General features: G+C 33.9%; 10 protein-coding genes and 1 other RNA gene. 4 read left to right on the top strand and 7 right to left on the bottom strand.

Annotated features, from left to right (window positions below; all coding sequences use genetic code 11):
* Window positions 1-3: 3 nt before the first annotated feature.
* The 4 genes from ACWA1F_RS20800 to ffs form a co-directional block, all read right to left on the bottom strand.
* Window positions 4-2,418, bottom strand: coding sequence for a hypothetical protein (locus tag ACWA1F_RS20800; protein WP_456896559.1), 2,415 nt, complete (start codon window positions 2,416-2,418; stop codon window positions 4-6).
* A 269-nt stretch (window positions 2,419-2,687) separates the two neighbouring features.
* Complete coding sequence (locus tag ACWA1F_RS20795) at window positions 2,688-3,491, bottom strand: SDR family oxidoreductase (RefSeq protein ID WP_456896557.1); 804 nt, start codon at window positions 3,489-3,491, stop codon at window positions 2,688-2,690.
* A 48-nt stretch (window positions 3,492-3,539) separates the two neighbouring features.
* The gene (locus tag ACWA1F_RS20790) at window positions 3,540-3,905 is read right to left on the bottom strand and encodes a hypothetical protein (protein ID WP_456896555.1); all 366 of its coding nucleotides are present in this window, start codon (window positions 3,903-3,905) and stop codon (window positions 3,540-3,542) included.
* Between the two features lie 93 nt (window positions 3,906-3,998).
* Window positions 3,999-4,096, bottom strand: an RNA gene (ffs, locus tag ACWA1F_RS20785) — signal recognition particle sRNA small type.
* Window positions 4,097-4,184: 88 nt separating this feature from the next.
* Between ffs and ACWA1F_RS20780 the strand changes: the two genes are divergently transcribed.
* Together ACWA1F_RS20780 and hutI are read left to right on the top strand one after the other, a co-directional pair.
* Window positions 4,185-5,237: a glutaminyl-peptide cyclotransferase gene (locus ACWA1F_RS20780; protein WP_456896553.1), complete on the top strand. Its 1,053-nt coding sequence runs from the start codon at window positions 4,185-4,187 to the stop codon at window positions 5,235-5,237.
* A 118-nt stretch (window positions 5,238-5,355) separates the two neighbouring features.
* Window positions 5,356-6,594, top strand: coding sequence for an imidazolonepropionase (gene hutI, locus ACWA1F_RS20775; RefSeq protein WP_456896551.1), 1,239 nt, complete (start codon window positions 5,356-5,358; stop codon window positions 6,592-6,594).
* 99 nt (window positions 6,595-6,693) lie between these two features.
* Here the strand turns inward: hutI and ACWA1F_RS20770 are convergent, their stop codons facing one another.
* A complete protein-coding gene (locus ACWA1F_RS20770; protein WP_306160448.1) occupies window positions 6,694-7,572 on the bottom strand; it encodes a hypothetical protein in 879 nt (292 codons plus the stop codon).
* A 98-nt stretch (window positions 7,573-7,670) separates the two neighbouring features.
* Here ACWA1F_RS20770 and ACWA1F_RS20765 point away from each other — a divergent pair, with 98 nt between their 5' ends.
* Window positions 7,671-8,708 (top strand): formimidoylglutamase, encoded by a 1,038-nt coding sequence (locus tag ACWA1F_RS20765; protein ID WP_456896548.1) that lies wholly within the window; start codon window positions 7,671-7,673, stop codon window positions 8,706-8,708.
* 135 nt (window positions 8,709-8,843) lie between these two features.
* Window positions 8,844-10,091 (top strand): DEAD/DEAH box helicase, encoded by a 1,248-nt coding sequence (locus ACWA1F_RS20760; RefSeq protein ID WP_306160451.1) that lies wholly within the window; start codon window positions 8,844-8,846, stop codon window positions 10,089-10,091.
* Here the strand turns inward: ACWA1F_RS20760 and ACWA1F_RS20755 are convergent.
* Window positions 10,088-12,271, bottom strand: a complete 2,184-nt coding sequence (locus ACWA1F_RS20755) for a response regulator (RefSeq protein WP_456896546.1) — start codon at window positions 12,269-12,271, stop codon at window positions 10,088-10,090. The two genes, ACWA1F_RS20760 and ACWA1F_RS20755, sit on opposite strands and share 4 nt — an antisense overlap.
* 123 nt (window positions 12,272-12,394) lie before the next feature.
* Window positions 12,395-13,657 (bottom strand): dicarboxylate/amino acid:cation symporter, encoded by a 1,263-nt coding sequence (locus tag ACWA1F_RS20750; RefSeq protein WP_456896544.1) that lies wholly within the window; start codon window positions 13,655-13,657, stop codon window positions 12,395-12,397.
* Window positions 13,658-13,688: the final 31 nt, after the last annotated feature.

The raw sequence follows: 13,688 nt of genomic DNA, 5'->3' as shown, positions 1-13,688 counted from the left end.
TAATTATTTAACAACAAAAACAATATTCATGAAGGAAGTCGGAGTTCCATTTCCAATAATATCATAAGTCAGCACTCCATTTGCATCTATCGAAAGATTACTGAATACTGCTGGATCATAATATGTTATATAATAATACAAATCTGTTGCAGCAGGAAGAAATGGAATATCTGCTGGAGCTCCCGCGCTTTTGACCGTTACAGCTTGAAATTGAGCCGTATATTCTGTATATAAATTTTTAGTCAGTCCTGGTGAAATCACAGCTGTATCAAATATAATTGCCGGCATATAAAAAAACTTCGGCATAGCACTGCTGACATTCTTAACAACACCATTGACATCTGTTACCACAATTTTATCGTTCTGAGCCGTACTTTGTTGCAGGCCGGCAATTGCCAAAGTATTGGTTGCATCGGTTGTGATCGTTGTTGGCTCTGTTAGAGCTCCACCTAATTTTACCTCTATTCCAGAACTTGTCAAACCATTGATACCGCTAACTTTTGGATCTATCCATTCCAATTGTGCGGTTGGTATATTGCCATTTGTCGTTAAAACCTGTCCTGTGCTTCCGTTGGTTTTTGGAAAAATATACTCTCCTAAAAAACCGCCTGACGTATCATTAAACTGATATCTTACTCCCTGATCATTTCTTACAGAAATTAAGGCTTGGCTCGACGTGGTCTGGCTGTTATGGGCTAACGTTAATTGATTTGGAAAAACAAGTATTTCTGATTGTGAAACGCTATTAAAAGCAATCAAATCGGCACCATTTCCCGACACCGACACCATTGCAGACTGTGATGCAGAAAAAGGCGCAGCTGCATTTGACGCAAACATAGCTGTAATTGGAGCACCTGTGTCTAAATTATTCACTTCTACTGCATGAAATAATCCGTCACTAGCATTAAAAACCGATTTAAAGTCACCATGAACATCCAATTGCTTGCTGAAAGTATTGCCCCCTATAGCAACCCGACCAGTCTGATAAATATTTTGAGTATTTAAAGTGGCTTTATCTCCCGTTGTTTCGACCAGCCACGGCTCAATTGCCAGCGTATTGCTATCTACAAACAAAGCACCGTCTGTGCCCGCAGCCACAGCATTATTTACATCGGTAGAAATCAAATTTACATTGGCATTGTTACTATCTTCATTCGTATATGCCAAAGCACCAGCAGCGATAGACAAAGTAGTATTTGTTTCATTAGAAGCGATAGCAGATTGATTCAAAAACGATCCTCCATCTGTGCCAGTTGTAAGCAAATTTCCTGCATTGGCACTTGTGACTTTTACAACCGAACTTGCTCCATCTTCGTCGGTAAAAGTAATATCGCCTGAAGTTAGATTTTGAGTTTGAGAAGTAAGGGTTTCATTGGCTTGAATAGATGCTTGATTTAGGAAACTTCCGCCATCTGTTCCCGTTGTAAGTAGATTTCCTGCATTAGCACTTGTAACTTTTACAACTGAACTTGCTCCATCTTCGTCGGTAAAAGTAATATCTCCAGAAGCTAGATTTTGGGTTTGAGAAGTAAGGGTTTCATTGGATTTAATTATCGGAATAATTTCATTTACAACATTCGTAGTATTAAAAATAGTCGTAGCATTATTAATTACACTGCTTGGGACATCAATTAATGAAGTTGTTCCTTTTTCGTTTGTATACGTATACGTTCCGTTTGCATTATCAACTAAAGTTGTAGTCGTTTCTAAATTTTTGATAGCCTGATTTAAATCTAGTTGCGTAATATTTCCTACTTCATCTTTATAATCGATATGAACATTATCTGGATTCATTGCAATTGTTGTCAGTACATCAGTATGATTTGAATCAATTGTAGTTTGAACTCCTTTTTCGTTGGTATACGTATAGGTTCCGTTTGAATTATCAATCAAAGTTGTAATAGATTCTACATTTCGAACCAAAGTCTGAAGATTAATAACAGTTCCATTTTTATGCTCGTCTACATAAGTTAGTGTATTTGCGATAGCATCGTAAACCAAAGAAGTAAGCGTTTCATTAGCAGGGATATCTATCACAGTAATTGTCCCATCTTCACTTTTATACGTATAAGTTCCATCGCCATTATCTACTAAAGTCGTGACTACTTGATTAATAAAATTTTGATCTGTTATAATTCTGTGCCATTTATTGTTGTACCAATAATAATAACCAGGTGTAATACTGCTTGCCGTATTGGTATTATAAACCAAAAGACTTTCGATATTTCCGCTAGTAATTGTAGAAGTATCTGTATTACTTTGCAGGGAAACTCTTGGAATCAGAATTCCTTTGTTTGATGCTACAATATCTAATTGAGCAGAATTATTAGGAGTGAAAGTTCCGACACCAACTTGCGAATAAACATCTGTAGTAGAAATTAGTACTACCATCCAGAAAAGGAGTAATTTTATTTTCATTCGATCCGATTTTAAGTTTCTAAAATGATAAAAGCAGAAAATCCATTCTAAAACAGACTTACATTTTAAACATCAAAATGTTTAACAATCAATTATCAAAAGGGTGCTCAAAAATACGAATCAACTAAACCACAATGTGTTATAAAACAAAAAAACATGTTTCACTTTTTAAAATGAAACATGTTTTTGTAAGAATTACAGCTTTATTTACACAAAAACCGAAGCAAAAAAAGTTTACCTCGGTTTTTATTATTCTAAATTTATAATGTTTAAAGCTTATAATGATTCATCAGCATTTTCTCGTACATTTTATCTGGAAGCGCTCGTTTTAAGACAATCGAAAACTTTTGCATAAATGCTCCTACTTTATAATGCACATTTGGCTTTTTAGTCTGAATGATTTTGTAAACTGCTTCGGCCATTTCATTCGGATTACTTCCTGCTTCAACATGATCGTTCATTGTTGCCAGAACATCTCCGTAAACTTTTTCATAAGCTGAATCTTTAATAACTGGCGCATGGTAACGTCCCGCTGCAATATTGGTTGCAAAATCTCCAGGCGCAACATTCGTAATTTCAATTCCGAAAGATTTAACTTCCATCCTCAAAGCTTCTGTAATTAATTCTAAAGCACCTTTTGACGCCGAATAAACACTTCTATAAGGCAATCCCATATAACCGGCGATCGAAGTTATATTTATAATAAGTCCCGAATTCTGTTTGCGCATTTGCGGAAGCGCCGCTTTCATCACCTCAATTGGCCCGAAAAAATTAGTTTCGAAATTATTTCTGATTTCTTCGGTTGGAATTTCTTCCAAAGGTCCTGTAATTCCAACTCCAGCATTATTAATTACAATATCTAATCTTCCAGAAGTTTCAATAATTCTGCTAACAGCCGTTTTAATAGAATCAGAATTTCGAACATCTAAAGCAACTAATGGAAAAATAGAATTTAAAACTTTCTCTGGATTTCTGCTCGTTCCGTAGACAACGAAACCTTTTTTGTGTAAAAATTCACCAATAGATTTTCCAATTCCAGATGACCCTCCGGTTATTAAAACTACTTTACTCATCTTTTTTTAAGTTATATTATATTTTTAAAGTTCAAGATCTTTCTACAGTTAATACAATGTTGAATCAATCTTTAATTCTAATTCTTTGATCAATATGGAATCTTTAATTTCTTTTGAAAAATCAACACGGATTTTGTTAGGATCATTTGTTGAATAATTTAAAATAAAATATTTATCAATTGTCATATCATAATTTTCAGGACATCTTCCTGCTTTATTTCGATACAATTTATTGTCGATATAATATTTTACATATGCTGTATTAGTTTTCGGAAATTGCTTGCAAAACGTGTATTTGCAAATTGTTTGTCCAGGATTCTCATATATCTCTTTACTATAGAAATGTCCTTTCATAAATAAACCAAAAGCAACAATTATAAAAAAAACTAAAACTAGTTTTGAAAATTTTTCCATTTTTAGAAAATATATCTTTTATCCTCAAACGTCCAAAAATAAAAAAATCTTCCATAAAGGAAGATCACAAATTAAATAATTCTAAAAAATAAAAAATGGCAAGCGACCTACATCGCACCGCTCAACCACGTACCCTTGCTATGTTCCCATCCTGGGGGAGTCTGCAGGAGCTGGTCGTGTAGGACTTGCCAGTGCAAATATACAACCTTTTTATATTTTTGCAAGACCTTTGCGGCAATAAAAATATCGTCGTATATTGCCTTATTCAAATTTTAAACTATGAAAAAATATAACTTCCTAGCTGTCATTTTATTAGGAATCACATTAATTGGATGTGGAGAAAAAAATAAAGGTGAAAATTCTTTATTTACTATCGATGATTCTGCTTTTCCAGCTCATCTTACGCAAAAAGAAGCGCTTAATATTGGAATTTTAAACCCAAAATCAAAAGAAATTGACAGCGTTGCCTACTTCGTAAACGACCAAAGAGTTGGAGGCACAAAGGGTGCTGAAAATTTTAGATTTGAATTAATAGATCAAAAATTGGGTTATCAATACCTAAAAGCTAAAGTTTATTTTGGAGGAGATTCTTCTGATGCTACTGCTAGAATTGAGGTAGTTTCAGACATTGAGCCAAAACTATTAAAGTATAAAATTGTAAATACTTTTCCGCATGACAAAAAAGCATTTACAGAAGGTTTAGAGTTTTATAAAGACACTTTATACGAAAGCACTGGACAAGAAGGCGCTTCATTCATAAAAAAATACGACTATAAAACTGGGAAAGTTTTCAAACAAATTGATCTTGACCAGCAATATTTTGGAGAAGGAATTACATTTATAAATGATAAATTATTCCAATTGACTTACAAGAATAAAAAAGGCTTTATTTACAACGCAAAAACTTTAAAGCTTGAAAAAACCTTTGACTACGAAAAAGATATTGAAGGATGGGGAATGACAAATGACGGGAAACATATTTATCAGACAGATGGAACTGAAAAAATTTGGAAAGTTGATCCAGCTACTCAAAAAATGATTGATTATATCAACGTTTATTCAGGTACTTCAAAAATTAAAGCCGTTAATGAAATTGAATGGATTGACGGGAAAATCTATGCAAATGTATGGTTTAAAGATGCTATTGCTGTTGTAAATCCAAATTCGGGAGCTGTTGAAGGTATTTTAAATTTATCTGATTTAAGAAAAACAATGACCGACATCACTAAAGATGATGTTCTTAACGGAATTGCTTACAACCCTAAAACTAAAACTATTTTTGTAACAGGTAAAAACTGGAGCAAAATGTTCGAAATAACAGTTTCGGAATAAAAAAAACATACAAATTAAAACACGAATTTCACAGATTTCACGGATTAGTTCGTGATAATTTGTGACTCGACCGAAGGGAATAGGCGAAGCAAATTTGTGTTTTATAAATAGATTAAAAATGACAACGCTAATTATCAACATACAAGAATTACTTCAGGTTCGAGAAACTTCAATCGCTAAAGTTTCAGGTTCTGAAATGGCAATTCTTCCCACTATTAAAAATGCTTTTTTAATTATAAAAGACAAGTTAATTGAGGATTTCGGCTCAATGGACAATCTTCCAAAAATCAATGCTGACGAAACTATTGATGCAACTGGAAAAGTGGTTCTTCCGTCTTGGTGCGATAGCCACACTCATATTGTTTATGCTGGAAATCGCGAACAAGAATTCGTTGACCGCATTAATGGACTCTCTTACGAAGAAATCGCGAATCGCGGTGGTGGAATTTTGAATTCGGCTAAAAAACTAAACGAAACCTCAGAAGAAGAAATTTACGAGCAATCTAAAATTCGTCTAGAAGAAGTAATGCATTTAGGAACTGGAGCCGTTGAAATCAAATCGGGTTACGGATTAACCATTGAAGGTGAATTAAAAATGCTCCGCGTCATTAAAAAACTGGCCGAAAATTATCCTATTTCCATTAAAGCTACTTTTTTGGGCGCCCATGCTTTTCCAACTCATTACAAAGAAAACAAAGCAGGTTATATTGATGAAATCATTACTAAGATGATTCCTGAAATTGCCAAAAATAAACTAGCAGAATATGTAGATATTTTCTGCGAAAGCGGTTATTTTTCTGTAGAAGAAACCGAAAAAATCATGAAGGCCGGAATCGACTTTGGGTTAAAACCAAAAATCCACGTTAATCAATTTAATTCTATTGGCGGTATTCAGGCTGGAATTAAATTTAATGCACTTTCTGTAGATCATTTAGAAGTTATGAATCCAGAAGATATTCAGGCATTAAAAGACACAGAAACAATGCCTGTTGCTCTGCCCTCTTGTTCTTACTTTTTGAGTATTCCGTATACGCCTGCGCGCGAAATGCTAAAAGCAGGTCTTCCTCTCGCTTTAGCAACCGATTTTAACCCTGGTTCTACTCCATCTGGAAATATGAATTTTGTAGTAGCAACGGCTTGTATCAAAATGAAAATGACGCCCGAAGAAGCTATTAATGCGGCAACCATAAACGGCGCTTATGCAATGGGACTTTCAGAAACTCACGGAAGCATTACAAAAGGCAAAAAAGCCAATTTAATCCTGACAAAACCAATTTCTTCTTATTATCAGATTCCGTACGCTTTTGGTAGCAACCTTATCGAATCTGTTTTTGTTGAAGGCAAAATTTTAAAATAGCCTTCCCTTTTTAAATTTCAAACTTACTTTATTCCATAAAAAAAGGTCTGCAAAAAACTGCAGACCTTTAATATCTTAAGTGGTATTTTTCCCTTCGGCTTATCTTAAACTGAAACTAGTTTTAGAAACTAATTCGTCATTATCAAATACATTGATAAAGTAAGTTCCTTTAGCAAAATCTTTTCCAGGAAGATCTTCACTAACTTGAACAGTTTTGTTTTCATACTTTACAGTAGTTTTAAAGCTGTAAGTTAATGTGTTATCTCCAAAACTTTCTGTTTTCTTTTCGCCTAAAACATTGTTTTTAGCATCGATAACTTGAACATAATACGTTTTGTCACCAGATTTTGCAATTTGGTTTTCAGCAATTGTAAAACTAACTTTCAAAACATCAGCACGGCTTGCTTTATCAGTTTCGATTTGTTTACCAGAGCTTTTCAATTTGTAAGCTGAAGTTTTTGTGTTTAACACAGATAATTTAGAACCTTTTTCTACAGTTTTAGCTAATTCTTCGTTTTGACCAACTAATACTTCGTTATATTTCTTAGATTCTCCTAAAACTACAATAGTACTGTCTCTTTGAGTAGTTAAAACACCATTTTGTTTTTTCAACTCATCGTTTTCAGCAACTAAAGTTTTCATTTTACTTTGCATTGCCTGAACTTGAGATCTGTATTTAGAAACATCTCCTTTAGACTTGTTCAAATCATCCATCAAAGCTACTACTTTGTCTCTCTCTTGGATTAATTCGTCAGACATCGAAGTATTTTCAGCAATTGCAGCATCGTAAGTTGCTTTTAGCTCCTGTAAATCTTTCATTACAGATTCTTTTTCTGTTAATGTAGTTGTAAGTTCTGTCTTAACTACATCACTATCAGACGATAGTTTAAAAATATACACTAAGCTACCAATAAGTAGGACTGCTAAAACTGCGATTACCGCCTTTAGACTTGAATTGTTGTTCTTTGGGTTTTCCATATTTAAAAAATTTTCTTTAATAACAAATTTAAGAATTAATATAAGGTAATAACGTAAGTTTCTACAATTATATTATTTTTGGAAAATAAATTTTTTTCATGGAAAAATTAATCCCTTTCACTATAAATGATTTAGCAAAAATCACAAATCACAGAAGTGGTGAAATAAAGTTCGGAGAAAAAATGATTGTCATTCCTTCTGGAGTTGACAAGGTTGATTTTATTAAAGAAAGCGAAGCAAAATACGTGCTTTTAGGAATTCCTGAAGATATTGGTGTGCGTGCCAATTACGGAAGACCTGGAGCGGCTTCTGCATGGCAATCTGCTATAAAAAGCATTGCTAACATTCAGCACAATCGTTTTTCTAAAGGAAGCAATATTATTATTTTAGGCCATATTAATGTTGCTGATGAAATGCGTGAAGTAGAAAACTTAGACTTCAACGACATTGACGACAGATCAAAATTAAGCCAGCTGGTTGAAAAAATAGACAAAGAAGTATCTCATATTATTTTTACGATAATTAAAGCTGGAAAAACACCTATTATTATTGGCGGAGGCCATAATAATGCTTACGGAAATATTAAAGGTGCCGCTCTTGCGAAAGGAAAGCCTATAAATGCAATCAATTTTGATGCGCACTCTGACTTTAGAATTTTAGAAGGCCGTCATAGCGGAAACGGATTCTCTTATGCTTACGAAGAAGGTTTTTTAAGGAAATATTTCATTTTCGGACTTCATGAAAATTACACTTCAAAAAGTGTTTTAGATATTATTAAAAAACTGGAAGACCGCGTTCGCTATAATACATACGATAGCGTTAACATTAGAAAAGAAAAAGATTTTAATCGCGAAATGATTACCGCTTTGGATTTTGTAAAAAATGACGCTTTCGGAATCGAGATCGATTTGGATGCAATTCCGAACATTGCCAGCAGTGCCATGACTATAAGCGGATTTTCAGTTGAAGAATTGAGACAATTTGTTTCTTTCTTTGGCGAACATAAAAATGCGGCTTATCTGCATATCTGCGAAGGAGCACCAGATTTAGACAATTCTCCAAACAATAATTTAATAGGCAAATTAATTGGTTATTTGGTAACCGATTTTATTAAAGCCAACATCGAAAAAGATTGATTTAAAAATTGATTCCAGATACTAAGAAGATTGGTTTTGCCAAATAAAAGCCAATTCAAACAAACGATTGACTGAATAAACTTATCTTTGCACGGCATTTTAGAATTAAAACTAAAATAGTTAATCACCTAAGATATGTTATTCGAAGATCTATCACTTTCAAAAAGTATACAAAAAGCCGTATTTGAAGAAGGCTATTTAAATCCTACCCCAATTCAGGAAAAATCTATTCCAATTGTTTTGGCAGGCCGTGATTTAATTGGCTGTGCGCAGACCGGAACAGGAAAAACAGCGGCTTTTGCTATTCCAATTATACACCAATTACACCGCATTGTAGGTTCATCAAAAAAAACAAAACTGATTCGTGCGCTTGTGGTTACGCCTACCCGCGAACTAGCAGTGCAAATCGGGCAAAGTTTTGATACTTATGCCAAATATACCAATTTAACACAGCTGACTATTTTTGGAGGAGTTTCTCAGAACCCGCAAGTTGATGCTTTAAAAAATGGAGTCGATATTTTAATTGCTACTCCTGGACGTTTATTAGACCTTCATAAACAAGGTTTTCTTGATTTTAATCACTTGCATACTTTAGTGCTTGATGAAGCCGATCAGATGCTGGATATGGGTTTTATAAACGATGTCAAAAAAATCGTAAAACTGACTCCTAAAAACAGACAGACTTTACTTTTCTCTGCTACAATGCCAATTGCAATTCGCGAACTGGCAGAAATGTTTTTGCAAGATCCGGAAAAAGTAGAAGTTTCTCCCGTTTCTTCTACAGCAGAAAATGTAGAACAGCGCATTTATTTTGTAGATAAAACCGAAAAAAGAAACTTATTATACAGTTTGATTAAAGAAGAAAATTTATCAAACGTGCTTGTTTTCTCGAGAACAAAACATGGCGCTGACAATGTTGTAAAAGCGCTTCGCAAAAAAGATATTCCCGCAGAAGCCATTCATGGCGATAAGTCGCAAAATGCAAGACAAAGAGTTTTGGATGCTTTCAAAAATAAAGAAGTTGGTGTTCTTGTAGCTACAGATATTGCAGCGCGTGGAATTGACATTGAACAGCTTCCGTACGTTATCAATTTTGATTTGCCAAATATTCCTGAAACTTATGTTCACCGTATTGGCCGTACAGGTCGTGCAGGAAACGGCGGTATTGCTATTTCTTTCTGCGGAAAAGATGAACTTCCTTATTGGAAAGACATTCAGAAACTGATTAAAGTAGATGTAAAAACAATTGCCGATCATCCGTACCAATGGCATTCTGGGAGTCCAGAAGCAGGAGAAAAACCTAAAAACTCCAACAGAAGCGGTGGCGCTCACAAATCGAGAAAATCGGATAATTCTAAGAAAAACAAAAAACGCTGGTATTAAACAGCGTTTTTTTCGTTTATAAGGAAATTGATTATTTTAAACAATTTAACTGGCTCAAAAGGTTTAATTATAATATCATTCATTCCAGAAGAAATCGCTTCATCTGTAATTTCATCTTTATCAAAAGCTGTCAGAGCCACAATTGGCGTTTCTATACCGAGAAGACGTATTCTTTTAGTAGTCTCAAATCCGTTCATTAGAGGCATATTAATATCCATTAAAATCAAATCAAAGGTTTCTTCTTCTAAAATTTTAAGCGCTCCAAAACCATCATCTACCACTTTGCAGGCATAATTGTTCTTTTCGATAATCTTTTTGGTCACCAGCTGGTTAATCAAGTTATCTTCAACCACCAAAATTTTGTAGATTTCGCTCGAAGTCAGATCCACTTCAATCTCATCAATAATGCTTTTCGTTTTGGCTAAATCGTGTTCAAAAGCGATTGTAAACGAAAATGAAGTTCCTTTTCCTAAATCGCTGTCTAAAGTAATCGTACTTCCAAAAAGTCCTAACAATCTTTTTACAATGCTAAGCCCTAAACCTGTACCCTGATAATCCTCATCTTTTCTGCCAACTTGAACAAACTTTTCAAAAATCTTATTCTGGTCAACAAGCGCGATTCCTATTCCGTTATCTTTTATCAGGAAATCTAAATAATACAGTTTTCCTTCAACTTTATTGAGTTTTACAATAATTTCAACTTGTCCGTCTTTGGTAAATTTCAAAGCATTGCTCACCAAGTTCATTAAAATCTGAGCCAGTCGCAACTTATCTCCAATTAAATATTCTGGAATGCACGGATCAATATCAATAGAAATCCTATTATTATTTTTTTGCGAAAGAAAAGAAAGCGAATTCTTGATTACCGTAATTTCATCGGTAATATTAAAAGTCAGGTTTTCTAGTACGATTTTATTTTCTTCAATTTTATTGATTTGCAGAATATCGTTTACTAAAGACAATAGATATCTGGCTGAGAATTTCAGCGAACTCAAATGCTGGCTTCTTGAAATTTCTTTATGCTCTTCTAGCAACATATTGGTAATCCCGACCACTCCATAAAGCGGTGTACGCAATTCGTGGCTTATAGTAGATATAAATTGCGTTTTGAGCAGAGAAGCTTCCTCTGCAATTTCTTTAGCTTGCAGAAGCTCTAAATTGTGTTTTTTCTTGTATCTGATGTTTCTTATTAGCGTGATAATTAAAATTAAAAGAATCAGCGAAATCAAAATAAATAGAATTACAATGATTTTTGATTTTCGCAAACTTTGAGACTGCTCTACTTTTTCGCCTTCAACTTTATCGATCTGTCTTTTGTATTCATCCAATTCCAAACTTAAACCTGCCTGCGACGCTTTTTTAAGTTTTTTAGCATCATACAATTTATCAGAAAGGCTATAATGATTTACAAGCGCATCGTAAGCTTCTTTATGCTTATTGATTTTATTTAAAAAATGAGAATATTCTAAATAAGCATGCGCCAAATCTGTTTTCTCCTGACATCTTTTTCCAGCTTCTATTGCGCTCAAAAAATGAGCATTTGCCGCTTTATTATCGTTTTTGTGACTAGCATAAATCCCATTTAACATATCTACAATAACTTCTGTAGATCCGTCATTATATTTTAATTTGGTGCTATTGACATATTTCAGAAAAAGAGACCCCTGCTTATAATTTTCAATATCAAAATAAGCCCAAGCAATATTGACATTCGTAAAATAAACTTCTTTCAGATCATTGATTTTCAAAGCGTAGGCAACCGCTTTTTTATAATAGCGAATTCCTTCGTCAAACTGTTTCTTTTCGAAACAAAACATGTTCCCTAGATTATTATAGAGATTACATTTTAAAGTATCATTATTGGTTTTATTGGCGTAATACAGTCCTTTTTTATAGAAAAAAACAGCTTTATCAAACTCTGTCAATTCATTATAATTGGCCGCTATAATATTATACGAACGGGCAATAAGACAATAATCTTTTTTTGCGGTTGCAGCATTTAAAGCCGTTCTGGAATAAGTAAGTGATTTTTCGAAATTAGATTCCCTAAAATTTAAAAGTGCCTTTTTTACAATCTTATCGATCTTAGGATCAATATTACAATTAGATTGCGAGATCGCCGAATTGGCAAAGCAATTCAGAACAAAGAGTAAAAGTAAAAAAATCCGTATTTGGGGCATTAATCGGCTAGTTTGATCAAATATACACTTTAAAATAAAAAAAAGCTGTATTTCATAAAAAAATACAGCTTGTCAAAAATTATTTCGATAACTAAGAAAAAAAATTAAATCTTAGTGCTATTATTATTCTTTGCTTTCCTCCCATTGTCCTACAACAGAAGTCGCTAATGCATTTCCTAATACATTGGTTGCACTTCTAAACATATCGCAGAAATGGTCAATTGGAAGAATCAATGCAATCCCTTCAATCGGAATATCAAACATACCGCAAGTTGCAGCCACAACAACCAAACTTGCACGAGGCACACCCGCAATACCTTTACTGGTAAGCATTAAAACCAAAAGCATTGCCATTTGTGTTCCTAAATCTAAATGCACATTGTAAAATTGAGCAATAAAGATACTGGCAAAAGTCATGTACATCATACTTCCGTCAAGGTTAAACGAATAACCAAGCGGCAACATGAAAGAAACGATTTTATCTTTTACGCCAAAACCTTCTAATTCTTCCGTCAATTTAGGGAAAACTGCTTCACTACTCGTTGTTCCGAAAGCAATAGCTAGAGGTCCTGTAATTCGTTTTAGTAATTCCGTCATTCTTCCTTTAAGGAAAATATATCCGACCGCAATCAAAATAATCCACAGTGTACTGATACCGATTAAGAACGAACCGAAAAATTTAAAGTATGTGATAACCAATTCTTCTGCATCTCGTATAGCAAACACACCTGCAATGGCACCAAAAACTCCAATTGGCGCAAATTTCATTACGTAGTTTACCATTTTTAAAACGATATGCGATAGTTTATCGAAGGCTCCAATAATTGGTTTTACCGTTGGCCCTAAAGAAGCTGCCGCTAATCCGAAGAAAATAGAGAAAACTACAATCTGCAGGATTTCATTAGTTGCCATTGCTTCGACAATACTTTTTGGCACAATGTGCTCAACAAAATTATCGAAAGAAAGATTTTGCGTTTTACCTGTAACTTCAGAAGCTGCCGCCATATCTACGTGGTCTAGTTTTAAACCAACACCTGGTTGCAAAACATTTACGTAAAACAATCCGATTAAAAGCGAAATAAATGAAGCTGTAAAAAACCACCCAATAGCTTTTCCTCCAATTCTTCCAACAGTTTTAATATCACCCAATTTCGCAATTCCTACTACCAAAGTAGTAAAAACTAAAGGCGAAATAATCATTTGCACCAAACGGATAAAGATGGTTGCCAGCATTTTTATTTTACTACTAAATAACTGCGCGGCTTCAGGCGAAATGGTATTATGCAGTATAATTCCTAAAATGGCTCCAAGAACCATCGCAATTATAATCTGCCCTGTTAATCCCGAAAGAAATGATTGTTTTTTAGTTTCTGTAACTTCTTGCATTAAATTATTTTTTAATTATTAAAATATAAGA

It is taken from the genome of Flavobacterium erigeronis, assembly GCF_054075165.1.
Note: the sequence above shows the minus strand (reverse complement) of the source record. Positions and strands in the feature narration are given on the sequence as shown.